Annotated in this window: 24 protein-coding genes; 17 read left to right on the plus strand and 7 right to left on the minus strand. The window is 62.0% G+C overall.

The features are described 5' to 3' along the window. Positions 1–25 precede the first annotated feature (25 nt). From C1722_RS02965 to thrS, 3 genes are all read left to right on the plus strand, one after another. A complete protein-coding gene (locus C1722_RS02965; RefSeq protein WP_102377920.1) occupies positions 26–2710 on the plus strand; it encodes a valine--tRNA ligase in 2685 nt (894 codons plus the stop codon). 532 nt (positions 2711–3242) lie between these two features. Beyond that, complete coding sequence (locus C1722_RS02975) at positions 3243–3803, plus strand: zinc ribbon domain-containing protein (protein ID WP_102377922.1); 561 nt, start codon at positions 3243–3245, stop codon at positions 3801–3803. A gap of 154 nt (positions 3804–3957) precedes the next feature. Next, a complete protein-coding gene (gene thrS, locus C1722_RS02980; protein ID WP_102377923.1) occupies positions 3958–5871 on the plus strand; it encodes a threonine--tRNA ligase in 1914 nt (637 codons plus the stop codon). Positions 5872–5929: 58 nt separating this feature from the next. Here thrS and C1722_RS16835 read toward each other — a convergent pair whose 3' ends face one another. Then, a complete protein-coding gene (locus tag C1722_RS16835) occupies positions 5930–6757 on the minus strand; it encodes a hypothetical protein (protein ID WP_180995014.1) in 828 nt (275 codons plus the stop codon). Positions 6758–6979: 222 nt separating this feature from the next. Here C1722_RS16835 and C1722_RS17270 point away from each other — a divergent pair, with 222 nt between their 5' ends. Beyond that, positions 6980–7639: a helix-turn-helix transcriptional regulator gene (locus C1722_RS17270; RefSeq protein ID WP_244902419.1), complete on the plus strand. Its 660-nt coding sequence runs from the start codon at positions 6980–6982 to the stop codon at positions 7637–7639. An 84-nt stretch (positions 7640–7723) separates the two neighbouring features. Continuing rightward, positions 7724–8068 carry a GIY-YIG nuclease family protein gene (locus C1722_RS03000; RefSeq protein ID WP_146040591.1) on the plus strand — a complete coding sequence of 115 codons (345 nt, stop codon included), beginning with the start codon at positions 7724–7726 and terminating at the stop codon, positions 8066–8068. Between the two features lie 82 nt (positions 8069–8150). Here the strand turns inward: C1722_RS03000 and C1722_RS03005 are convergent, their stop codons facing one another. Continuing rightward, positions 8151–10160 carry a cation:proton antiporter gene (locus C1722_RS03005; RefSeq protein ID WP_102377926.1) on the minus strand — a complete coding sequence of 670 codons (2010 nt, stop codon included), beginning with the start codon at positions 10158–10160 and terminating at the stop codon, positions 8151–8153. Positions 10161–10308: 148 nt separating this feature from the next. Here C1722_RS03005 and C1722_RS03010 point away from each other — a divergent pair, with 148 nt between their 5' ends. Genes C1722_RS03010 through C1722_RS03020 form a run of 3 tightly spaced genes read left to right on the plus strand, consistent with a single transcriptional unit; the run spans position 10309 to position 12160 of the window. Beyond that, on the plus strand, positions 10309–10632 hold the full coding sequence (locus tag C1722_RS03010; protein WP_102377927.1) for a heavy metal-binding domain-containing protein: 324 nt from the start codon (positions 10309–10311) through the stop codon (positions 10630–10632). A 45-nt stretch (positions 10633–10677) separates the two neighbouring features. Next, positions 10678–11295: a hypothetical protein gene (locus C1722_RS03015; RefSeq protein WP_102377928.1), complete on the plus strand. Its 618-nt coding sequence runs from the start codon at positions 10678–10680 to the stop codon at positions 11293–11295. A 28-nt stretch (positions 11296–11323) separates the two neighbouring features. Then, complete coding sequence (locus C1722_RS03020) at positions 11324–12160, plus strand: ion transporter (RefSeq protein WP_244902420.1); 837 nt, start codon at positions 11324–11326, stop codon at positions 12158–12160. A 3-nt stretch (positions 12161–12163) separates the two neighbouring features. On the opposite strand, the gene C1722_RS03025 is transcribed toward C1722_RS03020, so the two are convergent. Beyond that, positions 12164–13114: a patatin-like phospholipase family protein gene (locus tag C1722_RS03025; RefSeq protein ID WP_102377930.1), complete on the minus strand. Its 951-nt coding sequence runs from the start codon at positions 13112–13114 to the stop codon at positions 12164–12166. A 118-nt stretch (positions 13115–13232) separates the two neighbouring features. On the opposite strand from C1722_RS03025, the gene trxA reads away from it, so the two are divergent. Continuing rightward, the gene (gene trxA, locus C1722_RS03030) at positions 13233–13625 is read left to right on the plus strand and encodes a thioredoxin (protein ID WP_425319334.1); all 393 of its coding nucleotides are present in this window, start codon (positions 13233–13235) and stop codon (positions 13623–13625) included. Between the two features lie 241 nt (positions 13626–13866). Here the strand turns inward: trxA and msrB are convergent, their stop codons facing one another. Further along, positions 13867–15039, minus strand: coding sequence for a peptide-methionine (R)-S-oxide reductase MsrB (msrB, locus tag C1722_RS03035; RefSeq protein WP_102377932.1), 1173 nt, complete (start codon positions 15037–15039; stop codon positions 13867–13869). A gap of 239 nt (positions 15040–15278) precedes the next feature. Between msrB and trxB the strand changes: the two genes are divergently transcribed. The 7 genes from trxB (at position 15279) to C1722_RS03070 (ending at position 21270) form a co-directional block, all read left to right on the plus strand. Beyond that, positions 15279–16211 carry a thioredoxin-disulfide reductase gene (gene trxB, locus C1722_RS03040; protein WP_180995015.1) on the plus strand — a complete coding sequence of 311 codons (933 nt, stop codon included), beginning with the start codon at positions 15279–15281 and terminating at the stop codon, positions 16209–16211. A gap of 108 nt (positions 16212–16319) precedes the next feature. Then, the gene (gene prfA / locus C1722_RS03045) at positions 16320–17387 is read left to right on the plus strand and encodes a peptide chain release factor 1 (RefSeq protein ID WP_102377934.1); all 1068 of its coding nucleotides are present in this window, start codon (positions 16320–16322) and stop codon (positions 17385–17387) included. Continuing rightward, positions 17387–17941, plus strand: coding sequence for a DUF6125 family protein (locus C1722_RS03050; RefSeq protein ID WP_102377935.1), 555 nt, complete (start codon positions 17387–17389; stop codon positions 17939–17941). The genes prfA and C1722_RS03050 overlap by 1 nt, the downstream gene beginning before the upstream one ends. Before the next feature lie 110 nt (positions 17942–18051). Next, positions 18052–19116, plus strand: a complete 1065-nt coding sequence (locus tag C1722_RS03055; protein ID WP_102377936.1) for a N5-glutamine methyltransferase family protein — start codon at positions 18052–18054, stop codon at positions 19114–19116. Then, entirely contained in the window at positions 19113–19607 is a 495-nt protein-coding gene (locus C1722_RS03060; RefSeq protein WP_102377937.1) for an L-2-amino-thiazoline-4-carboxylic acid hydrolase, read from the plus strand. The genes C1722_RS03055 and C1722_RS03060 overlap by 4 nt, the downstream gene beginning before the upstream one ends. A gap of 12 nt (positions 19608–19619) precedes the next feature. After that, the gene (locus C1722_RS03065; protein ID WP_102377938.1) at positions 19620–20468 is read left to right on the plus strand and encodes a purine-nucleoside phosphorylase; all 849 of its coding nucleotides are present in this window, start codon (positions 19620–19622) and stop codon (positions 20466–20468) included. A 1-nt stretch (position 20469) separates the two neighbouring features. Next, positions 20470–21270: an MBL fold metallo-hydrolase gene (locus C1722_RS03070; protein ID WP_102377939.1), complete on the plus strand. Its 801-nt coding sequence runs from the start codon at positions 20470–20472 to the stop codon at positions 21268–21270. Between the two features lie 28 nt (positions 21271–21298). Here the strand turns inward: C1722_RS03070 and C1722_RS03075 are convergent, their stop codons facing one another. The 3 genes from C1722_RS03075 to C1722_RS03085 form a co-directional block, all read right to left on the minus strand. Beyond that, entirely contained in the window at positions 21299–22624 is a 1326-nt protein-coding gene (locus C1722_RS03075) for a DUF3825 domain-containing protein (protein ID WP_102377940.1), read from the minus strand. A gap of 6 nt (positions 22625–22630) precedes the next feature. Then, positions 22631–23560 (minus strand): cysteine synthase A, encoded by a 930-nt coding sequence (cysK, locus tag C1722_RS03080; RefSeq protein ID WP_102377941.1) that lies wholly within the window; start codon positions 23558–23560, stop codon positions 22631–22633. 120 nt (positions 23561–23680) lie between these two features. Then, entirely contained in the window at positions 23681–24631 is a 951-nt protein-coding gene (locus C1722_RS03085) for a C39 family peptidase (RefSeq protein WP_102377942.1), read from the minus strand. A gap of 248 nt (positions 24632–24879) precedes the next feature. Here C1722_RS03085 and C1722_RS03090 point away from each other — a divergent pair, with 248 nt between their 5' ends. Further along, entirely contained in the window at positions 24880–25803 is a 924-nt protein-coding gene (locus tag C1722_RS03090; protein ID WP_102377943.1) for a LysR family transcriptional regulator, read from the plus strand. The last annotated feature ends 296 nt before the right edge of the window (positions 25804–26099 follow it).

The raw sequence follows: 26099 nt of genomic DNA on the forward strand, positions 1-26099 counted from the left end.
TGCATTCAGGGATAAGAGGAGACTTATGTCCGAAGAGAAGAACAACGAGCAGGCGAAGAAGAAAATCGATTACGACTTTGCCGCTCACGAGCGCCCCCTCATCGAGGCGTGGCAGAACAACGGGTACTTCAAGCGCACGCCGGGATTCGGCCGCCACGCCGACGACACGTACACGATCGTCATCCCGCCGCCGAACATCACCGGTGCGCTCCACATGGGCCATGCCCTGAACGACACCATCCAGGACACGTGTATTCGCCGTGCGCGCATGCAGGGGTATCGGACCCGCTGGGTGCTCGGCACCGACCACGCGGGCATCGCCACGCAGACCAAAGTGGACAAGAAGCTCGCCGACGAGGGGATTTCGCGTCTCGAGATAGGCCGCGAGGCGTTTGTCGAGGCATGCTACGACTGGTATCGCGAATACGGTGCCACCATCGTGAACCAGATCAAGGGCATGGGCTGTTCCTGCGATTATTCCGACGAGCATTTCACGCTCGAGCCCGCCTACGTGAAAGCCGTGCGCCAGGTGTTCGTCGACTGGTACCACAACGATCTGATCTACCGCGGCAAGCGCATCGTGAACTGGTGTCCGAGCTGCACGACCGCCATCGCCGACGACGAGGCCGAGTACGTGGACGAGGCGGGCCACCTGTGGTATCTGCGCTACCCGCTTACCGAGCCGGTGGACGGCATGGACTACATCGTGGTCGCCACCACGCGCCCCGAAACCATGCTCGGCGACACCGGCGTGGCGGTGAGCCCGAAGGATGCTTCTAAGAAGTCCCTGGTAGGAAAGACGGTGAAGCTGCCGATCGTCGACCGCGAGATCCCCATCTTCAGCGATTTTCACGTCGACCCCGAGTTCGGCACGGGTTTTGTGAAGGTGACGCCCGCGCACGACCCGAACGACTACGCGATGGGCGAGCGCAACGGCCTCGAGCGCATCAACATCTTCGACGAGCACGCGGTGGTCGTCGAGGGATACGGCGAGTTCTCGGGCATGACGCGCGACGAGGCGCGCGAGGCCGTGGTTGCCAGGTTCGAGGAGCTCGGCTTGCTCGATCACGTGGAAGACCACGACCATTCGGTCATGACGTGCTACCGCTGCCACACCAAGCTCGAGCCGTGGCTCTCCGAACAGTGGTTCGTCGCCGTCGACGGCTTGAAGGGCGAGGCTGCCCGCGTGGTGGAGGACGGTTCGGTGACGTTCTACCCCGAGCGCTGGAAGCAGGTCTACCTCGATTGGATGGGCAACCTCAAGGACTGGTGCATCTCGCGCCAGCTGTGGTGGGGCCATCGCATCCCGATGTTCTACTGCGACGAGTGCGGTTGGGAAGATGCGAGCGTCGAGGACATCGAGGTGTGCCCCGTATGCGGCGCTCGCGTGCGCCAGGACGACGACGTGCTCGACACGTGGTTTTCCTCGCAGCTGTGGCCGTTCGCCACGATGGGCTGGCCCGATGAGGGTATGGAAGCTCCCGAGATCAAGCTCGCGTATCCCACGCAGGTGCTCTCGACCGCCCGTGACATCATGGGGCTGTGGGTGGCGCGCATGGTCATGGCTTCGACGTACTTCTGCAAGGAGATCCCGTTCTCGGACGTGATCATCCATCCGACCGTCATGGCGGCCGACGGCAAGCCGATGAGCAAATCGCGCGGAAACGGCGTCGACCCGCTGCGCCTCATGGAGGATTACGGTGCCGATGGCATGCGGTTCGGTCTGCTCATGCAGGTGACGGGCGCTCAGGACCTCAAGTTCAACGAGGCGAAGCTCGAGAGCAGCCGCAACTTCGCGAACAAGATCCGCAATGCGGCGCGTTTCGTGATGATGAACCTCGACGGGTACGTGCCGGGCGATCCCGAGCCGGTGACGCCTGCCGACAAGTGGATATTCTCGCGGTTGGCGGGGCTGGTCGCGCGCATCGACGAGGCGTTCGAAGCCTACGAGTTCGGCGAGATCACGCGCGAGCTGTACTCGTTTTTCTGGAACGAGTTCTGCGATTGGTACATCGAGTTCTCGAAGAGCCGCCTTGGGGGATCGGCCGAGGATCGTGCAGCATGCCAGCGCAACCTCGTGTTCGTGCTCGATACCGCGCTTCGCCTGCTGCACCCCATCATGCCGTTCGTGACCGAGGAGATCTATCGCGATCTGCCCGTCAACAAGGACGGCGCACCGTACCTGATCGTTGCATCGTGGCCCGATTCCGCTGCGCTTGCGCACTACGTCGACGCCGATGCAGAGCGCGCGATCCAGATGGTGACCGAAGCGGTGTCGGGTATCCGCTCGACCCGCTCGCGTTACGGCATCTCGCCGAAGACCGAGCTTTCCGTGGCGGTCAAGGCCGATGCGCACGACGTCGAGCTGCTCGAAGCCCAGCGTCGGTTGCTCATCGACATGGCGAACCTCGGCGAGCTGACGATTGCGGCCGATGCGGTCAAGCCCGCCGAGTCGAGCATCGCGCTAGCGGCGGGGCTCGAGGTGTACATCGTGCTTTCGGGCCTCGTCGATTTCGAGGCCGAGCGGGTACGGCTCGAGAAGGAGCGCGCAAAGGTCTCCGCCGACGCCGCGAAGCTCGAAAAGAAGCTCTCGAACCCCGGGTTCCTCGCGAAGGCGGCTCCCGAGATCGTCGAGAAGGATCGCGCCAAGTGCGCCGAGCTTACCGATATGCTTGCCCGCATCGAAGAGCAGCTGGCCGAGATAGGGTAGCGCGCGCTGCCGACCGGAGGAAGGAGCGGCTGCATCGGCGACGGTGCAGCCGTTTTTTTTTCTTGCGTGAGCTGCACGCGCCCGAAGCTGCCGCGAAAGCCCGCAAGACCGACCTTCGCGCTTTCGGCGGTTCGATGGCTTCCGACGGCCGTGTTTCGCGCGGTGCGTGCCCATTGTCGGCCGAAAAACACGGATTCGGGGCAAAAACCGTGTTTTTCGGCCGACAATGCCTATCGGGCCGCTCGCCGCTCGCATTCGACGCCTGTGCTTCGCCGCTGTTCGACGATTCGCCGTATTCCGTCGTACGACGATCCGCCGTATTCCGCCGTCCGGCAAGGCCCGCTGCAACGTTTTGGGTGACCCTCGATGGGCAGCGCATTTCCGGCATCGGTTTTCCGAGGAAATTAGGGGTATCTGCTTGGCGTGCATAGGTTCTTTGTTACAATAGGGCATTGTGTCGGCGCAGATGGCCGACTCGCGCGTGTAATCAGGCAGGTTGCCGCACGTGCTGACCGAGGAAAACGAGGTTACCATGAACGAACTGTTGTCCCAGCTGTGGACACCCGAGCTGCAATCGGCGTTCACGATCGTGGTCGTGCTGCTGGTTGTTCTCTACGTGCTGTCCATCGTGTGGGTAGTGCGCGACGCCTACCTGCGTGGGTCATTCTGGTACATCTGGGCTATCGTTGCGCTTGTGCCGCTTGTGGGCGTAATTGCCTACTGCCTGCTCCGTCCGCCGCTGCTGCAGATCGATCGCGACGAGCAGGAACTCGAGATCGCGCTCAAGCAGCGCGAACTCATGAAGTACGGTGAATGCGCCAACTGCGGATACCCCGTCGAGGCTGATTTCGTGCTGTGCCCGAACTGCCATCAGCGCTTGAAGAACCTGTGCATGACCTGCAACCATGCGCTCGACCCGTCCTGGACGGTATGCCCTTACTGCGCCACCCCGGTTGCCGGTGGAGCTCCGCGCCGCGGCGCCGTGCGGCCCCGTTCGGGTGCGACAACTACCACGCCGCATTCTGCGGCTCCCCAGCAAGCGAGGCCGGCTCGCTCACGTTCGCGCTCAGCCGACGAGCTCAGCGCACAGTAACCGTAACTGTATGCAACGCGAAGCCGCCCTGTTGGCGGCTTCGTTGTTCATAGGGCCTCGATACAAGGCTCGTGTGACGGTGCTTGCCTAAGGCGGCACCACAACGATCGTGCAGGTGCTTTGTATGCACCCGGCACAGGAAAGGATTGGAAATATGGAAATCATTTTGCCCGACGGATCGCGTAAGGAGCTTGAGAGCGGCGCTACGGTTGGAGATGTGGCCGCGTCGATAGGCGCGGGCCTCGCGAAGGCGGCGCTTGCCGGCATCGTCGACGGAGTCGCCGTCGATCTCGGATGCGAGGTGCACGGGGGCCAGCAGGTGGCCATCGTCACGAATAAGACCCCCGAAGCGATCGACATCCTCAGGCATTCGACGGCCCACGTCATGGCAGCTGCGCTCGTCGATCTGTACGGCGATGTGAAGTTCGGCGTGGGACCTGCGATCGAGAACGGCTTTTACTACGACATCAAGATGGACAAGAGCCTCGGCCCCGATGACCTGGCTGCGATCGAGGCCCGTATGGCCGAGATAATCGCCGCCGCCGAACCGTTTGAGCGTCGCGTGGTCACGCGCGCAGAAGCCGAAGAGCTGTTCGCCGATCAGCCGTTCAAGCTCGAGCTCATTGCGGAGCTGCCCGAGGACGAGGCCATCACCACGTACTCGATCGGAAAGTTCACCGATCTGTGCCGCGGCCCCCATCTTCCCGACACGTCGAAGGTCCCCGCATTCAAGCTCACGAAGCTTGCGGGTGCGTACTGGCGCGGCGATAGCGATCGCGAGATGCTCCAGCGCGTGTACGGCACGGCGTTCTTCAGCAAGAAGGAACTCGAGACGTACCTCACGAACCTCGAAGAAGCCGAGAAGCGCGATCACCGCAAGCTCGGGCGCGAGCTCGGCATCTACACGATGGATCCGCTCGCCGGCGTGGGCCTGCCGATGTATCTGCCCAAGGGCGCGCGCATCATCCGAACGATGCAGGAGTGGCTGCGCCGCGACCTGTACGAGCGCGGCTACGAGGAGGTCATCACGCCCCATATCTACAACGCCGACGTGTGGAAGATGAGCGGTCATTACGACTTCTACCACGAGAACATGTACTTCTTCGAGATCAACGAAGGCGACGACGAGAACCCGCGCATGAGCGAGTACGGCGTCAAGCCCATGAACTGCCCCGGCCACGTCATGCTGTACAAGGCCGATCTGCACTCCTACCGCGATCTGCCGCTGCGTTACTTCGAGTTCGGCACGGTCTACCGTCACGAGATGAGTGGCGTGGTGCACGGTCTGTTGCGCGCCCGCGGGTTCACTCAGGACGATGCGCACGTGTTCTGCACGAAAGATCAGGTGGTCGACGAGGTGGTCGCCATCCTCGATCTCGTGGATCACATCATGACCACGTTCGGATTCGAGTACACGGCCGAAATCTCGACGCGTCCCGAGAAGAGCATCGGTTCTGATGATATGTGGGAGCATGCGACGACCTCGCTTGAAGAAGCATGCGCCCGCCACGGCCTCGAATACGAGATCAACGAGGGCGATGGCGCGTTCTACGGCCCGAAGATCGACATCAAGGTGAAAGATGCCATCGGGCGTACGTGGCAGTGTTCGACCGTGCAGGTCGACTTCAACTTCCCCGAGCGCTTCAACCTGACGTACCGCACCGAGGACAACACCGAAGAGCGTCCCTGGATGCTCCATCGCGCCATCTTCGGGTCGATCGAGCGCTTCCTCGGCATCCTCATCGAGCACTACGCCGGATCGCTTCCCCTGTGGCTTGCACCCGTGCAGGTTGCCGTGCTGCCGATCGCCGATCGGCACAAGGATGCGGCGGCCGATCTGGTCGGGAAACTCAAGGCGGCGGGCGGCCGCGTCGAGGTGTACGATCAGAACGAGCCGATGCGCGTGAAGATCGCCAAGGCCCAGAGCCAGAAGATTCCCTATATGGTCGTGCTCGGCGACAAGGAAGTGGAGAACGGCACCGTGAGCGTGCGCGAGCGCCACGAGGGCGACCTGGGCAGCTGGGATACCCAGAAGCTCATCGGCATCATCGCGGAGGCGGCGTTGTAAGGGCTGCTTGGACTGTTGCGTACGGACAAGGGCCCCGGATGCTTCCGGGGCTCCTTTGCTATGCGAGCCAGAAGCGGTAGATCGTTGCCGGATCGTAGTCGGAAAATGCAAGGCAGTAATTCGCCAGGTCGAGATCGTCGAGCGAAGCGCTGCTTGCCAGATCGCCCCGGCAGACGACGTAGGGATAGGTTCGCGTCTGCGTTTCACCCGCTTCGATGACGTTCCAGCTGTCGAGCACGGTATAGGATACGAACTCGTCGGACGGCTCGCCGTAAAGCTCGACGATCAGATCGCGGTTGCACGGCTTTCCGTTGAGGAGGCGATCGTCGGCTCCGGCTATATCGCCGCTCCATAGAAGGGGATCCGGCAGTGCGGCCGCCTCGGCGCCGGTGTTGGTGACCGTCGCTTCGACGAGAATCACGCGGGCTTCGGGGCGAGCCGTCGGGCGGGTGGAGTCAAGCGCCCGCTGCTCGACGGCTGCGAAGTGGGGATACCATTCTTTGAACGCGTCCATGCTCACCGCTTTGGCGCCAACGACCGAAAATTCGAGATTCGGGTAATCGAACTCCCAACTCTCTTCAGCGGTTACGTTCTGCCGTTCGGCATCGGTCATGCGGGCGAGTCCGCTTTCGCCCGTGCGGTATTTCTTTCCGAACGTCAGCGCGTCGACGGCGTAAACCGTTCCGGCGTCGACGTCGACGATCTCGTCGGCTTCGAGGAGGCTACCGTAGTACTTCGCACCGCCTCCGGAGTCGTGTGCGGCTGCAAGCGGTTCGCGTGGTTCGCCGGGGATATAGCGGCCTACCAGCCATCCGAGTGCGAGGACGGAAATCGCCAGACAGCATAGGCCGATTGCGGTTCGCGCCGTTCTTCGGGTCCTGTTCATCTACTGCTCCTTCGAGGTTGCTCGTGGATGCCGTATCGGTCGTTCGCGGTTGCTGCCTGTTTGCAGGCACCGCAGAAATCGGGCTTGTTTCGCACCGAAAACCCTAGCACGAACGGGGAAAGTCGGGCAATGATGATTTATATCACCCCGAATCCAGTCCCATTCGAAGCGGTGTTTTGGTACGCTGTTCTTCCGACATGCGAGGGCGAATGCAGGAGGTGCATGTTGTTCGATGGCTGGCTGGCTTTGATGCTGCTCGGTGCGACCGCGCTGTTCGCCGGACTCTGCATGGCGGTCGTTCGGGCGTTTTTCTCGAAATCGCCCAGCAGGGCCGCATATCGTGCGGTTGCTTTGTGGGCCGTGTCCTTCGCTGCGGCGGTGGTCGGATGTCCCCTTGCATCGGATTCTTTCGGCACTGCGGGGGCGGCTGGGCTCGTCGTCGTGCTCTGCTTCGCCACGTCGGTGCTGTACCTGCTCCTTTCCCGCTGGTGGGAGGGTCGGGATGCGGCTGCTGCGGTGGCCTATCTGCAGATGTGCCGCATGCGGGCGCCCGACGCCCATCGTGCTCCGGGCGGGGCTGCTGCCGATGCGGGGGACGGAGGAGCGGGGAAGGCTGCGGGCGATGCGCGTGCGGCCGGCGAATCGGACGATCTCGTTTCGGAACGGGATCCCGCTATCGTGTGCGCCATGGCGGCGCGTGATTTCGATCTTACCCGCAGAGAGGAGGAGATTCTCCTTCTGCTGTTGGACGGCAGGAGCTTCGCGTCGATTGCGGGGGAACTCTTCATCTCCGACAATACGGTGAAAACCCATGTGCGCCACATCTACCGGAAAACGGGCGTCAATCGCAAGGAGGACCTGGTTCGGCGGGTGTACGGCTGACTCTACGGAGCGTTTGTTGCGCGTATGCGCGGCCTGCGGAATAATGAACCGCACTGGCGGGAATCGACGGGAGATGCGAACGACATGGACCGGCAGACAAGAAGACAGATGCTCAAAGACTACCGAATGCGCAAGCCGCCCATGGGCATCGTGCGTATCGAGTGCGCGGCGACCGGCGATGTTTTCTTCGGGTCTGCCACCGATACCGCCGCGCTCATCAACGGCCTCGGATTCAAACTCGACGCGGGGAGCTATCCCAACAAAGCTTTACAGGGGCTTTGGAACGAGCACGGGGCAGTCGGGTTCTCGATGACGGTCGAGGAGCTGCTCGAATACGACGATCCTGCGGAAGACCAGACCGACAACCTCGAGGCGATGCTCGACCTCTGCCTCGAATCTCATCCCGAGGCGTCTCGGTTGAGAAAGTAGCCGCGAGCCGACGGCTTCGTTTGACGGTGCCGCTCCGGCGGGCACCGCTGAGGCGGACGATCGCCGGAGATCGGCCCGCATCCTATCTGCCTTCGCGGCCTTTTCCCCTGTCGGCGCTCCCGTCGGGCGTATCGGCCTTGCGTTCGATCCCATCGTCTGCTCCGAGCCCGTCCTCGTCGCCCTCGCCGCTGCCTGCGCCCCACGATCCGTAGCCACGCCCGAACCGGCGGCCTTCCTCTTTCCTGAGGGAGCGGCGCACTTCGCGAGCCGTATGGCGATCCGTATGGCGACTGGCGCGCGCAGCTTCGATTTGCGCCCGCTCCTCATCGCCGAGCTTTTCGAATTCTGCGAGGCGCCTGCTCTGCTCCTCGGCGAACAGCAGTGCCACGCGATCGGCGTGGGCTGCGCGGGCTGCGGAAGCCCTGCGGGCGAGCTCGTCGCGCTTCTCCTCGGCAGCGTTGCGCAGAGCCGTTCGGCTCTGCAGGGCAGCGGCCTTGTCCTGCCAGTTGCCGCTTTGCTGGGCTTCCACGGTCTGATCTCCCACCTTTTTAACGGCAGACCACCGCAGGTCGCCTTCGGTCTTGAGGTGCTCCCATGCTTTGTCGCCGTTGTGCTTTGCGGCCGACCATTCGGTATCGCCCTGGCGCTTGATTTCCTCCCAGAGCGCGGGGTCGAGCTCGGTTCCTTGGATGAGGGCGTTCGCGCGGTCGATGTGATCGTTCGGAAGCCAGGTCTCCATGGGTCCGCGCCCGGTATGGTGGGCGAGGAAATCGGCTGCTTTCGCCCGTCCGAACGATGCGGCCCGCATGGCCGTATCCTGCTTGGCGAGCATACGCTCGAGGGCCAGGTGATCGCGCAGGATGCTGCCGATCTCGCGCGGGTTCTTGCTGATCTCCTTAACCGCGACGATGGGCTGGGCGTCGACGACGCGGTAGGTGATGGATGCGAGAAACGGCATGAGGAACACGGTGATCGCACCGGCCGATACGAGTACCGAGGCGGTGTCCTGCGGCATCGCTCCCACCTTTACAGCGACGCTCGTGACCGCAACGATGATGGGAAGAGCGGTGGTGCAGTACAGAGCTACGGTCAAGCGGCTGTTGGGCGACATATCGCGCGTATCTTTGCCGGTCGAGAGGGCGATGAAGATCGGCACAGCCCGGATGAGCAGCAGCATGAAGATGAAACCGACGAGCAGGGCCGGTTGCGTGAATACGGCGGATAGGTTGATCTTCGCGCCGGAAGCGATGAAGAACACGGGGATGAGGAACCCGTACGCGATGCCGTCGAGCTTCATCTCGAGGTCGTGATCGCCCTCGGGTATCACGTAGCGCAGGACGAATCCGGCTGCGAACGCGCCGAGTACGATGTCGAGGTCGAAGATGGCCGAAAGCGCGACGAGCGCGACGAGCAGCAAGACGGTGACGCGCATAGCGGTCTGCGCAGTGGTGTTGGCGTTGGCCGTAAGGAACCTGAATACAGCGCCGCCCGCTTTCTTGGCTTTTGCCGAAAACGCTCCCGCAAGCACTGCGACGCCGATGAAGGCGACGAGGATGAGCACGGTTTTCCATTCGGCGCGCGACGAAAGGAGAAGCGCCATCGCGATAACGGGTCCAAGCTCGCCGTACGTGCCGTAGGCTAGTATCGATTCGCCGACGCGCGTATCCATGAGATTGCGCTCCTTGAGGATGGGGAGCAACGTGCCGAGCGCCGTGGTGGTGAGCGCAATGGCTACGGCGATGCCGTCAACGTGGCTGATCGAGAAGTACGGGGTGAGCCTGACGGCGAGAAACCCGAGGCCGAGCGTGACGATCCACGTTGCAAGGCCGCGCTTGCCCTGCGAGCCGGTCAGATGCTTGGGATTGATCTCGTATCCCGCAAGCAAGAACAGAAACGCAAGACCGAGGTCGGAGAGCAGCTCTACCGAATCGGTCATGTCGATGAGCCCCGCCATGTAGGGGCCGAGGAGTGCGCCGGCAACCAGGAGGAATACGACTTCGGGAATCGGTTTTCCCGGAATCAGCTGGGCGATCATGGGGGAGACGGCGGCGACGAGTGCGATGACGGCGAGCGATATGAGGTCGACGGGCATGCTGGATGAGCCTTTCTGGCCGGTCTTGGTTCGGGCGTGTTTGGAGATTATACACCGTCACCCTGCGGGTTTCGTGAAACGCCATAAGGTCGGGGCACTCGGTGCCAGAGATGGTTTACGATAGCGCAACAGGATGAAAGGACGAACCATGATCGTTACCACAACACCCGAAGTCGAGGGCTATACCGTTACCGGCTATTACGGCATCGTGTTCGGCGAGGTCATCACGGGTATCAACTTCCTTCGCGATTTTGGCGCAGGGATTCGCAACTTCGTCGGAGGCCGCAGTGCCGGGTACGAAGAGGAGCTCATGCAGGCGCGCACCGAGGCGCTCCAAGAGCTCGAGCAGCGCGCTCAGGGAATGGGTGCGCACGCGGTTATCGGCGTCGATGTCGACTACGAGGTGCTCGGCCAGGGAAACATGCTCATGGTGACCGCTTCGGGCACGGCCGTGACGCTCGCGGCGAAGTAAGGGGCCTTCGAGCCCGAAGCGCGTTTTTTCGGAAGGTTCGCCTCTATGCAAACATCGAAGTTGAAACGTGCGGCGATCGGCTTGGCGGCCGCGTGCGCCTGCCTTGTTGTTCTCGGTGCCGTGCTCGTATGGGCTGTTCTGCCGATGACGGGGCAAGAGCCTTCGCAACCCCGTTCCGACGGATTGCCGAAAGCGAGCGATGGGGCTCGCGGAGGCGATTCTGCCGTCGCATGGTTCTCTTTGGAAGGCGATGCGTTGACGGTGGAGATCGACGAAGATTCGGTTTCGTATGCCGAGGTGTACAACTATCCGACGTTCGGGCCGAGCGGTACGCGTTCGCTGAACGATGCCGCAGCTGTAAAAAACCTGATCGGCCTCGTTAACGGGAAAACGTTTACCGCCGCCCAATCCGTGAGTGCCTGGAACAAATCCCGGGAAGGCTACGTGGGGGGATACAGCTCGGCCGTTTCCTTCTTCGACGAGAGCGGGTCGCGCTGCGGGATAATACAATTCGATCCGGGGTTCCCCGGCGACGGCATGGCGATTATCGCGCAGGATACCATATACTGTATGGAAGGCGATCAGACGGCATTGATCGATGCGCTTGACGAGTTGGTGGACCGGCTGCGCGACGAGCAGCCCCCACAAGAGACGGGACGGTAGGGCGTTGACTGCAGCGGGTCCGGATAACGTGCGGCTATCACAGGCATCTGCGCTGAAACGGCGCGCCTTCTTCGCGACCGATGACGTTCGCCGCGGCGGCGTTGCCGCCCGCATCTTCGGCACGCTCATCTTCGTGCTCATCGTGGCAAACGCGCTGCTGGTTTTCGCGGAGGCGCAGCCGGGGTTCCCCCTTTGGGTGTACACCGCGTTCTGGGTGTTCGGCATCGCATCGACGGTATGCTTCGGCATCGAGTACGCGACGAGGGTCTGGGTAGCCGATATCGCCCATCCCGATATGACGCCGGCGCGGGCGCGCATGCGCTACGCGATGTCGATCATGGGCATCATTGACCTGCTCGCGTGGTTGCCCGGCATGGTTTCCTGGTTCGTTCCGGTAACGGCTCAGATGCTCTCGGGCATCCGCATCATCCGCCTCGTGCGTCTCATCAAGATATCCCGCTACATGAAGGGCATTCGCTCGATCAGCCGCGTGTTCGAGAAGCGGCGCCACGAGATCGTCGCCGCGTTCATGGTACTCGCCCTGCTCACTGTAACGGCGAGCGTGCTCATGTTCCAGGTCGAGAACCCCGTGCAGCCCGAGAGGTTCGACAGCGTGTTCACGGGCATGTACTGGGCCATGACCACCATCACCTCGACCGGCTACGGCGATCTGGTGCCCATCACGCCGATCGGCCGGTTCATCGGGTTCTGTACGATGGTGCTCTCGATCGCCGTCGTTGCCATTCCCGCCGGCATCTTCTCTGCCGGCTTCGTCGCGCAGTTCAGGGAAGACGATGCGAACGCCGCCGATCGAAAGCGAGATGCGAAGCGCGAGCCGACGGACGGCGAGCACGAGGGGGAATAGCGGCTATGCCGTGACCGGGCGAAGATCGCTTCCGAGGTACCGTTTCAAGGCGGGCCAGGCATGCGCTGCGGTCTCGTAGCCCTGCTCGTAGAGCGCAAAGAGCTTGTCTGCGTCCTTTTCCATGCTCCCTATGGTTACGGGCTCGGGCGGACGTATGACGAACACGCTGCCGTCATCGTGCATTTTCGGCAGCGCACGGTACAGGCGGTTGTATTCGAAGTGCCGGTAGCGCATGCGCTCGACGAAGTGGGGGTAATCGCTGTACTGGCGGGAGGCGAGCGCTTGGAGCTTGTTCGGCTCCTTTACGTAGCCGTCGTGCTGGGTGAGCACGACCACGTGCTTCTTCACGCCGGTGAGCATCGAATACAGGATCGGTACGCTGTCGCATGTTCCGCCATCGAGCATTTTCTTTCCGTCGTACGTGACGATCTTGCTGACGAGGGGCATAGCCGACGAGGCGATGAGGTAGGGGAGGTCTTCTTTGGGATCTCCGAATGTGAAGTAGTCGGCTTCGCCCGTTTCAAGGTTGCTTGCGACGGTGGTGAGCTTCATGGGGGAGTAGCGAAACGCATCGTAATTGAATGGCTCGAGCTCGTTGGGAATCGTATCGAAGGTGAACTCGACGCCGAAGGCGTTGCCGGTGCGCACGAAGCTCTTCATCGAAAGATAGCGCCAATCGCTGCAGTATTTGGTGTTGAGGTAACACGTCCTGCCGTCTTCGCCTGCGACGTAATTGTAACCGTTGAGCGCTCCGGCCGAGGTTCCGATAACGTGGTGCGCCCAGAATCGCTGATCCATGAAAAAGTCGAGCACCCCTGCGGTGAACTGGCCGCGCATGGCGCCGCCTTCCAGCACGAGGTTTACCGGAGAAACCTCGCAGCCGATGTAGGAGGGTTCGTGGAGGTTCGATTGCCAGACGCGCTGTTCGGGTGTGGGCTTCGGTGTTTCTTGCATGCTGTCTTGTCCCTTCTGTCAATCGAATAGTATAGCGTTTCTTACCGTTCGTCGGAAAAACGTCGATTTGTTTCCCAAATGGCAACACTAGTATCCTCGGGACAAGAGAACCGTTACAATGGACTCAATACAAGATGAGCATGCGAATCGCGAGGTGAGCGTGCGAGCGGGAACGAAAGACCCGCAGCTTAAGGAGGTTGTAATGAGCGAGGTTATCACTTCGGCTGAGTTCCAGAGCAAGGTGCTTGACGAAAAGCAGCCGGTGTTGGTCGACTTCTTTGCGACGTGGTGCGGTCCTTGCCGGATGCTGGCGCCGACGCTCGAGGAGATCACTAAGGAAATGGACGGAAAGGCCAAGGTTTACAAGCTCGATATCGATCAGAGCCCCGAGATCGCCTCGCGCTACGGCGTGATGAGCGTTCCCACCCTGATCCTGTTCGAAGGCGGCCAGGTTAAGAAGCAGACGGTTGGCGCTCAGCCCAAAGCTCAGATCATGGCGATGTTCGACTAGGCAATGCCATGGGGCCGGGCCGAGAAAGCCCGGCTGCGGAAAACGTCGTTCAATCGGAGGCCAGCGGCTCTTTGCCCTGGCCTCTTTCGCTGTCTGCGATCGTAGTCGGATGTTCGAGGCCAGCGTCGCGTTGCCGGATTCGCCCGTCTCGCCGGCATGCGGCACCACCCGCTTTCGTCGGGCATCGCGCTTCCCAAGACGCCCCAGGTCGTCCGCTATCGAGCGACGGGTCGCGGGTATGCTACGCCGTCAGCCCGCGCAGCTCGCTTTCCTCTGCTTCGAACTCGTCGAACAGCGGTTTGAGATAGCCGTAACCCTCGTCGTCGAGTTCGTCGAAGGGGACGAAGCGCAGCGCGGCGCTGTTGATGCAGTAGCGCATGCCGCCCGCCTCTTCGGGGCCGTCGGGGAAGACGTGTCCGAGGTGAGCGTCTCCTGCGCGGCTGCGCACCTCCGTTCTCAGCGTGTTGAAGCTCGTGTCCATGCGCTCGGTAACGACTTCTTTGGCGATGGGCCGCGTGAAGCTCGGCCAACCGCAGCCCGATTCGAACTTGTCGATCGAGGTGAACAGCGGCTCACCGGTGGTGATGTCGACGTAGATGCCCTTGTCGAACGTTCGGGCATAGGCTCCCGTGTGGGGACGCTCGGTTTCGCTTTCCTGCGTGACGCGGTACGCAAGCGGCGTGAGCATGCGGCGCAGTTCGCTGTCTGCGGGCTTCGGGTAAGACGCCGCGTCGATGAGGCCGTCTGCGGACGGTTCGGTGTCGGCGAGGTCGGGTACCTGGGCCGATTCGGCCGGATCGGCATCGTCGTCGAGTGCCTCGGCGTAGAACTCGGGCGGCAGCACGGTACGGTTTCCGAGGCCCTTGCGTTTCGCGAACTCATCGGCTGCATGCACGTCGATGTGGCAGTAGCCGCCGGGGTTCTTTTCGAGGTAGGCCTGGTGGTACTCTTCGGCGGGATAGAAACCGTCGATCGGCTCGGTTTCGATGGCGAGGGGCTTTTCGTGGCGGTTCTGCAGTTCTCGCAGGCTGGTCTCGATGATGGATACGTCGTTCATGTCAACGTAATAGATGCCGGAACGGTACTGGGTGCCCGTATCGTTGCCCTGCCGATCGATCGAGGTGGGATCGATCGCTTCGAAGAAGGCTTCGAGGAGGATGGCGGTGGGAAGGACCGTGCGGTCGTAGACGACGGCAACCGTTTCGGCATGGCCGGTGTTGTAGGTGCAGACATCGCGGTACGACGGGTATTCGGTGGACCCGTTCGCGTAGCCCACCTGCGTCTCGATGACGCCGGGCAGGCGTTTCAGGTACGCCTCGAGGCCCCAGAAGCAGCCTCCGGCAAGGTAGATCATATGACGATTGACGGGCGGTTGTACCTCGTCGGTTTTGGCGGTTGATCGCTCGGGCATCATGGAGGCTCCTTTTTCCGCAGGTTCGCGCTTCTGTTCCGTGATTTTGATTCGTATTTCTATCTAAACCGTCTTTCGGCCGGGCGGCGGGAACCGTTACCTTGGCGTTGCGGCATCTTCGCCCATTCACCCGAATCGTTACGCGTTCGTTGAGGTCGGCGGTTGGCAAAGCGGTGCGAAACGGGGTAAGGTATAGGCAAGCCAACAGTATGGACGACAGTCTGCAAAGGAGCGTAGCGCATATGGAAGCGGAAGCTCAGGATAAGGTATTCGACGTTGCGGTGATCGGCTCCGGTCCTGCCGGTATGACGGCGGCGCTCTACGCTGCACGCGCGGGTTTGAGCGTGGCGGTGTTCGAGCGCATCACGCCGGGCGGCCAACTCGGGCAAACCGAGCATATCGAGAACTACCCGGGGTTCCCCGACGGCATCAACGGGTTCGACCTCGCCTTTTCCATGAAGCAGCAAGCCGACCGGTTCGGTGCGTACAATATCGGAGAGGAGATCCTCTCGGTCGATTTCGATGCGTCCCCCAAGGTGCTGAACAGCGGGTTCGCGACGTATCGGGCGAAGAGCGTCATCGTGGCCACGGGAGCCAAGCCGCGCAAGCTCGGCCTTGAGCTCGAAGAGGAGTTGCAGGGTCGCGGAATCTCCTACTGCGCAACGTGCGACGGGAACTTCTTCAAAGACCGCGATGTGGTCATCGTAGGAGGCGGCAACACCGCCGTTGCCGATGCCATTTACATGTCGCGCATCGCACGTAAGGTGTACCTGGTGCACCGGCGCGATACGTTGCGCGCGACGGCGATCTACCACAAGATGCTCGAGGAGATCGATACGGTCGAGTTCGTGTGGAACTCGGGCGTAAAGGAGCTCTTGGCCAAAGACGGCATGCTCGGCGGCGTCATCATCGAGCATTACGATACGGGCGAAACCGAGGAGGTCAACTGCTCGGGGCTGTTCGTGGCGGTGGGCACCGAGCCCAACACCGAATTCCTCGGCGGCGCACTCGAACTCGACGGGGGCTACATCGTGGCCGACGAGTTGGGACATACCTCGGTCTGCGGCGTGTTCGCAGCGGGCGACGTGCGTACGAAGGCGCTGCGCCAGGTTACCACTGCGGTATCCGATGGTGCGAATACTGCGGAGGGTGCTGCGGAGTACCTGGCTTCGTGATACCATATCCAGTTGCGGTTTGAGCCCGGTTTCGTCGGGCTGTGCCGGGCGCGCAGGCGTATCCCGCCCGCGTCGTTCAACCATGCATGAAGCCAAAGAGGAATATTGATGATAGAGAAGCTTGGAAAGATAATCGAGGCGTACGAAGATCTGGAGCGAAGGCTGGGAGATCCTGCCGTGCTCGCCGATCAGAAGGAGTACAACCGCCTTGCGAAGGAGTTCTCGAGCCAGGGTCCGCTCGCTGCGAAGGCGCGCGAATACGTGCAGGCAACCGAGGATCTGGCAGCGGCGAAGGAGATGCTCTCCGATGCCGATATGAAAGAGTTCGCACAGGAAGAGATCGCGGGTATCGAAGCGAGGCTTCCGCAGCTCGAAGAAGATATCAAGTTCATGCTCATTCCCGCCGATCCTGCCGACGACAAGGACATCATCGTCGAGATCCGCGCCGGAGCGGGCGGCGACGAGGCGGCCATCTTCGCGGGCGACCTCTACAAGATGTACGAGCGGTTCGCGGGCGAGCAGGGTTGGAAGACCGAAACGCTCGACATATCGGCTTCCGAGGCGGGCGGCTTCAAGGAGATCCAGTTCAAGGTGAAGGGCGACAAAGTGTATTCGGTCATGAAGTTCGAGAGCGGCGTGCACCGCGTGCAGCGCGTTCCGAAGACCGAGAGCCAGGGCCGTATCCATACCTCCACGGCGACCGTGGCCGTGCTGCCCGAAGCCGACGAGGTCGAGGTCGAGATCAACCAGAACGATCTGCGCATCGACGTGTACCGCGCGGGCGGACCGGGCGGCCAGTGCGTCAACACCACCGACTCGGCGGTGCGCATCACGCACCTCCCCTCGGGTCTCGTCGTGCAATCGCAGGATCAGAAATCGCAGCTGCAGAACAAGATCGCGGCCATGAGCGTTTTGCGCGCGCGCCTTTACGAGAAGATGCTCGCCGAACAGCAGGCGGCCGAGGGCGCCGAGCGCCGCAGCCAGATCGGGACGGGCGACCGCTCCGAGAAGATCCGCACCTACAACGGTCCGCAAGACCGCGTGACCGATCATCGCATCGGCTACAACGGCACGTATAACGGCGTGCTTCTGGGTGCGGGCGGCGCGGGCCTCGCCGAACTCATCACGGCGCTGCAGGCGGCAGACCGCGCAAAGAAGCTCGAGCAGGCCGTGTAGTGGTTGCGCCCGAATGCGGTAGCGATCCTGCGAGCACGAACACGGCTCTCGAAGCCCTTTCCAAAGAACAGCTTATCGAGCTTGTCGAACTGTGCTCGAAGAACCTCATAGCCATCGACGGCACGTGGTTTCAATCCGTCGAGGACGAGTGCGGCATGGACGCCGCCATGCATCACGACGAACGCGCATGGCAGCGTTTCACGGTAAGCGAGGCGAAACGTCTCAAGAGGTTCCTCGACCTGCCCGAACGGGCGGGGCTCGACGGCCTCGAAGCCGCACTGGCCCTCAAGCTCAATACGCTGTCGAGTGCGGCCGACGTGCGATACGAGGGCGATGCGCTCGTCTACCGCGTCGTTGAGTGCCGCGTTCAGGCGGCGCGCGCACGCAAGGGCATGGCATTCCATCCGTGCAAATCGGTAGGGTTGATCGAGTACGCCGGATTTGCGAACGCGATCGACGAGCGTATAACCTGCGAATGCGTGAGCTGTTTTCCCGATGTCGTCGAGGAGGCGTGCAGCTGTGCATGGCGGTTCGCGATCGACGATGAAACGTGATTGCGATGCCTGCTGCCGTTCTTGCGGGGCGGTCCTCGGCATTCGTCGACGTCGCCTGCTGCTTTGCGATTCTCTGAGTCCTTTCTGCCGCCTTTTGCTACAATCGATGTATGAATGATACCTGGACCATACAAGCAGCGCTCGATTGGACGCAAGGCTACCTCGAGCGCAAGGGCGACGAGAATCCGCGGCTTTCGTCGCAATGGCTCTTGAGCGAGGCGACCGGCCTTTCGCGCATCGAGCTGTACGCCCATTTCGACAAACCGTTGAGCATGGGGGAGCGCGATACGCTGCGCGCCTACGTATCGCGGCGGGGCAGTGGGGAGCCGTTGCAGTACATCACCGGCGAGGTGGGTTTTCGCCATATTTCGGTGAAGGTGAAGCCCGGCGTGCTCATCCCGCGGCCCGAAACCGAGGTGCTCGTGAGCGAGGGGTTGGCCGCGCTTCCGGCTCCGCCGAAGCGGATCGCCGCCGACGCTTTCGAATCCGACGCGCTCCGCGAGAGCGATGGGCGACCTGATGCGGCCCATGGGCTCGCAGGCAGCGGCCTGCATGGCGGCGGGGAGGACGGTGCACCCGAAGACGCACCTGAGGCGCAGCCGGTTGATGAGGCTATTCCCGAAGAAAGGCGCGAGCTGCTTGTGGCCGACCTGTGCACCGGGTCGGGATGCATTGCCTGTTCGATCGCTTACGAGCACCCCGAGACGAGGGTGATCGCCACCGACATCGCTTCCGAGGCCGTGTCTCTTGCGCGCGAGAACGCCGAGGCGCTCGGGCTGTCCGACCGCATCGAGGTTCTCGAGGGCAGCCTCGGCGAAGCGGTGCCGAGCGGGCTTGTGGGTTCGTTCGACCTCGTCATCTCGAATCCGCCCTACATTCCCACCGCGGTGCTCGCCGAGATCCCGAAGGAGGTAGCGGACTTCGAGCCTTCGTTGGCGCTCGACGGGGGAGACGACGGCCTCGATCTGTTCAGGCCGCTCGCTCTGTGGTCGGCGCGCGCTCTGAGGCCCGGCGGCACCCTGGCGGTCGAGCTGCATGAAACGTGCTTGGACGAAGCGGCTGCCGCAGCGAAAGACGCGGGGTTTGCGGTGACGACGATCGTCGAGGATCTGACGGGCAGGCCGCGCGTATTGGTTGCGCGCAAGGGTTGCGGGGAATGCGAGGATGGGCGATGAGCAGGATCGTGAACGAGCCGAAGAACAAGTTTCCGCTGTTCGTCAAAGTGCGTGAACAGCTTGAGCATCGAGCGCTCTGGCTTTCTCTTTTGGTGGAAGAAGCCGAGAAACGGGGTCTCGATGCCGACGATTTCGCTGCGCAGGCCGTCAAACGTTGCGGGCTGTCCCAGGGTGCCGACATCATCGCGAAGAGCAAAACCAAGAGCCTTAAGGGTTTGAGGAAGGTGCTGTTTACCAAGAGCGCGCAAATCGTGTTCGAGATGGATGTGGTGGAATGCACCGACGACAAGCTCTCGATCGATTTTCACTACTGCCCGCTTGTCAAGGCGTGGCAGAAGCAGGGTCTCTCCGATGAGCGCATCGCCCAACTGTGCGATATCGCCATGTGCGGTGATCGCGGTATCGGCGAAGCGCACGGCGTAGAGCTCGATCTGCCCAAGACCATTGCGCGTGGCGACGACCGCTGCGCAATCCGCTACGTTCGCCGCTGAGAGGAGCCAACCGTGTCCGAAAACGTTCTCGCCCAAAACCTCCAAGAAGCCGCCGCGTTCGTCGGCGAGCGCCTCAACGGCCGTACGCCGAAGATCGGCATCGTTTTGGGCTCGGGATTGAACCCGCTTGCCAACGAGATGGAAAACCCGATCTACGTGGCGTTCGGCGAGGTCCCCCATATGAAGAAGAGCACGGCGGAGGGCCATGTGGGTCGCTTCGTAAGCGGCGAGCTGGCCGGCAAGCAGGTACTCGCCATGCAGGGCCGTTTGCATGCCTATGAGGGAAACTCGGCTCAGGAGGTTGCCTTTCCGATCTGGCTCATGGCGCGCCTCGGCATCGAGCAGATGATCACCACCAATGCGGCGGGCGGCATCAACGAGAGCTATCGTGAAGGTGATTTCTGTATCATGGCCGATCAGATCAACATGACGGGGCGAAACCCCGTAGCTGCTCCCGAAGCGGCCGAGCTGGCGGAGCGCTTCTTCAGCATGACCGACTCGTTCGATCCCGAATTGCGCGCTCTGGCGCATGAATCGGCTCGCGAGGGCGATGTGCGCGTACAGGAGGGTGTGTACCTGGGACTCTTGGGTCCGAGCTTCGAAACGCCCGCCGAGATCCGCGCGTTTCGCTCATGGGGCGCCGATACGGTTGCCATGTCGGTGTGCGAAGAGGTGATAGCGGCGCGCCATCTGGGCATGAAAGTGCTCGGTATCTCGCTCGTATCAAACATGGCTGCGGGCGTGGGATCCGTCGACGGCGTCGGCGGCGCCTCCCCGAACGGCGAGGAAGTCATGGATTGCGCAAAGATGCGCGAAGGCGATTTCAAGCGCCTGATAACCGGCATCGTGGCGCGGATGTAGCATGGGGCTCTCACTCCATGTGCTCGCGAGCGGGAGCGGGGGCAACGCCTCGGTTGTCGTCGACGACGCCGCCGGCAAAGCCGCCGTCATCGACTGCGGTATCTGCAAGCGCGATTTCTTTGCCCGATGCGACGAGGCGGGGATTGCGCTCGATGATATAGCGGGCATTCTCATTACACATGAGCACACCGACCACACGAAAGGGCTCGGCGTTGTGCTGCGCGGGATGGGAAAGCTCGGTTTGGAGCCTGCGGTATTCGTGAGCGAACGCGTGCATGCGCAGAGCTCCGAAGTGCGGGCCCTCGATGCGGTGGCCGATATCCGACCGTTCTCCGACGAAGGCGCGATCGGCCTCGGCGGCATGCTGATTCATCCGTTTGCCACCTCGCACGATTCGGTCGAGTCGTTCGGGTTCCGCATCGAGGGATCGGGCGACGATGCGCTCGGGTTCATGACCGATACGGGCATCGTGACCGATGCCGCGTACGCGCATCTCGAGAGATGCCGCATCCTCGCCATCGAGAGCAATCACGATGCGAAGATGCTCTTAGAGGGGCCCTATCCCTATCCGGTCAAGCGCAGGATCGCCTCGGACGGCGGGCATCTTTCCAACGCACAATCGGCCGAGCTACTCGAACGGCTGCTCTGCAACGAACTCGAGCAGGTCGTTGGCATGCATGTTTCCGAGAACAGCAACACGTACCGCCTACCGCTCGACGCGCTCGCCGAGATCGTTGCCCGCAACCATCATGCGGCAAGGGTTCAAGTGGCGTACCAGCACATGCGGATAAGCGCGGAATAGCCGCTTTCGGCCTATCGGATTCGCCGGTTCAGTTTTCTTCCCGTAAAGGCAGCGTGGTAAGCCAATCGCTGTCGGGGCGGCAGATGAGACGCGCGTTCATGTAGGCCTGCTCCATCGTGAGGATCGTCTGCCCCTGATAATTGCCCGAAGCCATGAGCTGCACGACGAGCGCAGCATCGGCGTGCAGCTCGTCGACGAGGCAGAGGGGGAGCAGCAGGCTCATCGCATTCATGCGCGGATAGTACGAGGGGATGGCGGTCCTGAAATTCCACCGCACCCTCCGTCGGGCCATTTCCACCGCTTCGCTGACGCGCAGCCGAAGTCGTTTGAACAACCGGTCTTCTTCTTCCAGGAGTTCGCGCAGCTTTGCATAGGATGCTTTCCGTTCGGAGTCGCTGCCGATGGGTTTTGCGTCCGCGAGCAAACGGAGCGCTTCGTCATTGCTTCTCAGCTCGTCTTCAAGGAGCGAATGCGGAAGTCGATGGATGTTGTCGATCACGATGTGATCGAAATCGATGATAAGGTTCTTTTCGAGATCGAACAGCAGATCGTCCTTGCATTTGAAATAGGAGGCTGGTTCGGGCAGGGGGTTGAACAGGTTGACGAGCCGTTTGCCGAGGCCGCGGGCGCCGCTGGTGCAGAATCCCGCGAAACGCCATGCGCTTTGTCCGGTGCCGGGCGTAAAGCAGGCGTAGATGTCATCGTAGCGGCCGTTTACGAGCCCCGTGTTGAACGCCGCGAACCCCGCATCCTCGTCAATGCACACTTTGTCTTCGAGTTTCAGGCGGTAGAACGTGGTAGACAGGTAGCTTCGCAGAATGCTCTTGCGACGCGGGTCGGCTGAAGCTGATTCGAATTCCCACACCTCGGGCAGCGCGATATCGGCGAGCGATTCGAGAAGATCGTCCCATGGCCCGAGCCAGGCGAACCGTTCGAGTTCTTTGCTCGGGGCTAGGGTGCGTGCCGGTGCGCCCTGCGTTTGGCGGATGGTGCTGTTTTCCTCCGGCGAAGCGCTCGCGGTGATGTCGACGGCCGACGAGCGCTCGCCGTCCTTGTCAGCTGCCGCTCGGTTTCTCTTCAGACGCTCGGCCTCCCACTCCTCGCGCTTAACGATGGTAACCAGGCGTTGAGGTACGCCGCCTGCGACGATATCGGTGAACGAGAGGAACTCGCCGAGATCGGCTAGAAAGGCCTTGAGCTTGGCATAGCCGTACGATTCTTTCTCGACGCCTGCGTTCATGAGGGAGAACGCTACGGTTGCCATCGGCGTGTCGTTTCCGAATCCGAATTCGTCCGCAAGGATGAGGTAGATGCGCTTCTTCTCTTCCGCGGGGATGAACGCTGGACGATCCATAACTGCCTACTCGTCGAACAGCTCGGTCGAGAAATAGCGCTCGCCGGTGTCGGGCAGGATGGTGACCACGGTTTTGCCCGCACCGAGCTTGCGCGCCAGCCTGCGTGCCGCGGCTACGTTCGTTCCGCTCGACACGCCCACCATGAGGCCCTCTTCGCGGGCGAGCTGGCGTGCGGTCTCAAGCGCCTCCTCGTCGGATATCACGCATACGTCGTCGTAGATGTCCTGATCGAGGATATCGGGGATGAGCCCGTCGCCGATGCCCATCTGCAGATGCGTGCCGATACCCCCGCCCGAGAGGATGGCGGCGTTTTCGGGTTCGACCGCCCAGATGGAAACATCAGGGTAGAGAGCCTTCAAAACCTGGCCGACGCCCGAAATGGTGCCGCCTGTTCCGATGCCGGCGCAGAAGCCGTGGATGGGCCCCTCGACGTCTTCGAGGATTTCAAGCGCGGTGTGGTACTTGTGGGCGAGCAGGTTGTCGACGTTCTCGAACTGCTGGGGGATGTAGACGCGGGAATCCTCTTCGGCCATGCGCTCGGCGGTGGCGATGCACTCGGCGATGCATTTGCCGATATCGCCCTCGTCGTGCACGATGATGACCTCGGCGCCGTAGTGGCGTACGAGCTTGCGCCGTTCGATGCTCACCGAATCGGGCATGATGATCTTGGCGGCGTACCCCTTGACGGCGCACACGAGCGCGAGCCCGATGCCCTGGTTTCCGCTCGTCGGTTCGACGATGATCGTACCGGGTCCGATCTCTCCCCGCTTTTCGGCGGCAGCAAGCATTTGGAACGCCGTCCTGGTTTTGATCGATCCGCCGATGTTGATGCCTTCGTATTTCACGAGGATCTGCGCGGCGTTGGGTTCCGAGAGATGGTTGAGGCGGATCATAGGCGTACGGCCCATGGCGTCGAGGACGTTATCGTAAATCATATCGTTGACTTTCGCGATCGGTGGCAAGGCTACGGCGCGACCGCCTTCCGGCGGCCGATATCCATTGTACCATCGCCGCACAGCCTGCTTTGCGAAACCGCGGTGGCCCGCTTGCGTCCGCTAGGCCGAAGCGGCGGGCGCCGATATCGCCCACAACGACTCGGCCTGGCCGAGAATCGTCTCGAAATCCCAGCCTTTGCTGCGCGAGTCGCTTGCGGGATCGTGGACGACGAGCTTGCTGTCCATGTCGATGCCCGAAAGCACGATGAAACTCTGCGTTTCGGCGAAATCGCCGGGTCCCATAACGCAGATGACGGGCTTGCCCGCTATGATCTGCCTGCGCACGCTCGATTCGTCAGCCGAAACTTCGACGGCGTCGAGACCGAGGGCGGCTGCCGTTTCGGGGATGAAAGAGGCATCGGTTGCGCCGTTGGAAGCGAACCCGCCTTCTTCGATCGTTTTGGCGGCATCCATGGGAAGGACGTCGTGCGACCCCGTGAGCGCGACGTTGACCATGGCCATGCACAGCGGAGCCTGCCCGCATGCGCCGAGGGTGGACGAGGCGTAGGGCTTGGCGGACCACTGCGGATCGTTCTGGTACAGACTCGGTACCGTACCCTGCTTCCAATCCTGCTGCGGCGTGCTCGTAGCGGCTCTCGCCGCCTTGGGGTCGTCCGAGAAGGGAAGCAAGGGCAGCGCTCCCGAGAAAACGTTCGATTCGTCAAGCGCGTCGGCGCTGCTTTGCGCGACTCCCAAGGCCACCGTTCCGATGCCGAAGCAAATGAGCAGGACGAGCACGACGAACGCTCCGACGGTGCGCCGCCGTCCTGCCCGCCTGCGCTGGCGGTATGCCTCGATCGGGCTGAGCAGGGCGGGATTGTCCGGGCGCGCGGTTCCGGTGAAGTTGAAGCGGCTGATGCGCTTCGGCTCGGGCTCGTCGGGAGGCGTCGGGCCGCACGGCACGGTTTGAGGACGGGGCGCCTCGACGTGCGCACCGTCTATCTCGGGGTCGGGCATGATGCGGTAGCCGCACGAGTAAAACGACAGGTAGAACCTGTGCGGATACGACATCGTCTTGCCTCCTTTGAGCGTATTCGAAGCGCGGTATGCGAACTAAGCGATACTTGGCAGTATACATGCAGGTAATTGTATACCGGTATCGAATCGGGCGAATGTTCCAAGATGTTGAACGTACGTTACCGATTCTGGGGCTTCGGTGTGCTTCTCTTCGCGAAACCCCAAAGGTATGACTGTCTCGGCAAGAAAGGGTACAATGGGCATGCTTTCCGCCCGAGCGGTTCGAACAAGGGGGTTGCCGCGTGCTTCTGGACGACATCGAGATATTCATGGTCATATCGGAGACGAAGAGCCTCTCGCAAGCGGCGGAGCGGCTGTACATGTCGCGCCCGGGGCTTTCGCAGAAGATCGCCGCCATCGAAGCGCGCTATGGCACGAAGCTCTACGAGCGGACCTCGACGGGTGTCGTTCCCACGGCGGCGGGCCAGATCGTCACGAAATTCGCCAAGAAGATATCGACGCTCGAAAACGCGCTCGCGTCGGAACTCGCGGCGGTCGACGAGCATTTCGACAACACCATCGAGGTGGGCATGAGCTTCAACGACGGCGTTGCGCTCTTGCCGGGCCTCGTCAAGAAATTCCACGACGATCATCCCGAAGCCCTCGTGCACCTCGATGCGGGCTACGAGCCCGAGCTTATGGAGAAGCTCAAAGCCGGCAAGCTCGATTTCGCCATACTCGAAAACCAGCCGCTCGAAGACGGCTTGTCGCGCGAAACGCTCGGCTACAAGCGCCTTTTGTACTGCGCACCCGACAAGCCCCCGTTCAATTCGGTTCCGCAGCCGGTCTCGATCGAAACGCTGCTCAAGTGGCCCATGATCATATACGAATGGAATTCGGGCCGCCACATGGTGGGCAACCGCCATTTTCGCGAGCGATACGGCATATCGCTGACCGATCACAACATGGTGGCGCAGTTCGATACGCACGAGGCCATGGTGAACGGCGCCCGGGCGGGGCTCGGGTGGGCGAGCGTTCCCGAATGCGTTGCGGAGCGGTATCGCAACGAGCCGGGCCTCATCTGGTTCAAGGTCGATACCGACCCCATGCGCTACCCGGTTGATCTTACGTGGCATACGGGCCACATCATGTCCGACCAAGCGCGTTTATTCATGGAATTCATCAGGGAGAACGTTCCTGAGGGCTACTTCGGGAAACACGCCTGAGCACCGCAGCCAGTGCGATCCGAACGCGCTGTGGCCGCCCGTTGCCGCCGTGCGCCCGCTTCCCGTTTCCCGCTTCGCAGGCGCCGCCTTTCTGACGCTCGGGTCGCAGCGTTTTCTTCGCAGGCCGCCCCGCCGTCAAGCCCGCTATGCAGCCGCGGTAAGCAAAACCTGCATGTAAGCGCACCTTACAGCGGCGGAAACCGATTGCGACGGCGAATCGGCGGGTGACGTTTCCGATCGCCGTAAACCGCCGTATTCTTTGCCCCATGGTCAGAACCGGAGCGCACCGATGGGGA

The organism is Raoultibacter timonensis (assembly GCF_900240215.1).
Classification (GTDB): domain Bacteria; phylum Actinomycetota; class Coriobacteriia; order Coriobacteriales; family Eggerthellaceae; genus Raoultibacter; species Raoultibacter timonensis.

Coding starts and splice junctions, on each gene's coding strand:
- C1722_RS03015 (WP_102377928.1), top strand. CDS start 10,678: ATGCAAACATCGAAGTTGAAACGTGCGGCGATCGGCTTGGCGGCCGCG.
- trxB (WP_180995015.1), top strand. CDS start 15,279: ATGGAAGCGGAAGCTCAGGATAAGGTATTCGACGTTGCGGTGATCGGC.
- prfA (WP_102377934.1), top strand. CDS start 16,320: ATGATAGAGAAGCTTGGAAAGATAATCGAGGCGTACGAAGATCTGGAG.
- C1722_RS03055 (WP_102377936.1), top strand. CDS start 18,052: ATGAATGATACCTGGACCATACAAGCAGCGCTCGATTGGACGCAAGGC.
- C1722_RS03005 (WP_102377926.1), bottom strand. CDS start 10,160: ATGCCCGTCGACCTCATATCGCTCGCCGTCATCGCACTCGTCGCCGCC.
- C1722_RS02965 (WP_102377920.1), top strand. CDS start 26: ATGTCCGAAGAGAAGAACAACGAGCAGGCGAAGAAGAAAATCGATTAC.
- C1722_RS03070 (WP_102377939.1), top strand. CDS start 20,470: ATGGGGCTCTCACTCCATGTGCTCGCGAGCGGGAGCGGGGGCAACGCC.
- msrB (WP_102377932.1), bottom strand. CDS start 15,039: ATGATGCCCGAGCGATCAACCGCCAAAACCGACGAGGTACAACCGCCC.
- C1722_RS03025 (WP_102377930.1), bottom strand. CDS start 13,114: ATGCAAGAAACACCGAAGCCCACACCCGAACAGCGCGTCTGGCAATCG.
- C1722_RS03000 (WP_146040591.1), top strand. CDS start 7,724: ATGGACCGGCAGACAAGAAGACAGATGCTCAAAGACTACCGAATGCGC.
- C1722_RS03075 (WP_102377940.1), bottom strand. CDS start 22,624: ATGGATCGTCCAGCGTTCATCCCCGCGGAAGAGAAGAAGCGCATCTAC.
- C1722_RS16835 (WP_180995014.1), bottom strand. CDS start 6,757: ATGAACAGGACCCGAAGAACGGCGCGAACCGCAATCGGCCTATGCTGT.
- C1722_RS03060 (WP_102377937.1), top strand. CDS start 19,113: ATGAGCAGGATCGTGAACGAGCCGAAGAACAAGTTTCCGCTGTTCGTC.
- C1722_RS03010 (WP_102377927.1), top strand. CDS start 10,309: ATGATCGTTACCACAACACCCGAAGTCGAGGGCTATACCGTTACCGGC.
- thrS (WP_102377923.1), top strand. CDS start 3,958: ATGGAAATCATTTTGCCCGACGGATCGCGTAAGGAGCTTGAGAGCGGC.
- trxA (WP_425319334.1), top strand. CDS start 13,233: ATGGACTCAATACAAGATGAGCATGCGAATCGCGAGGTGAGCGTGCGA.
- C1722_RS03085 (WP_102377942.1), bottom strand. CDS start 24,631: ATGTCGTATCCGCACAGGTTCTACCTGTCGTTTTACTCGTGCGGCTAC.
- C1722_RS17270 (WP_244902419.1), top strand. CDS start 6,980: ATGTTGTTCGATGGCTGGCTGGCTTTGATGCTGCTCGGTGCGACCGCG.
- cysK (WP_102377941.1), bottom strand. CDS start 23,560: ATGATTTACGATAACGTCCTCGACGCCATGGGCCGTACGCCTATGATC.
- C1722_RS02975 (WP_102377922.1), top strand. CDS start 3,243: ATGAACGAACTGTTGTCCCAGCTGTGGACACCCGAGCTGCAATCGGCG.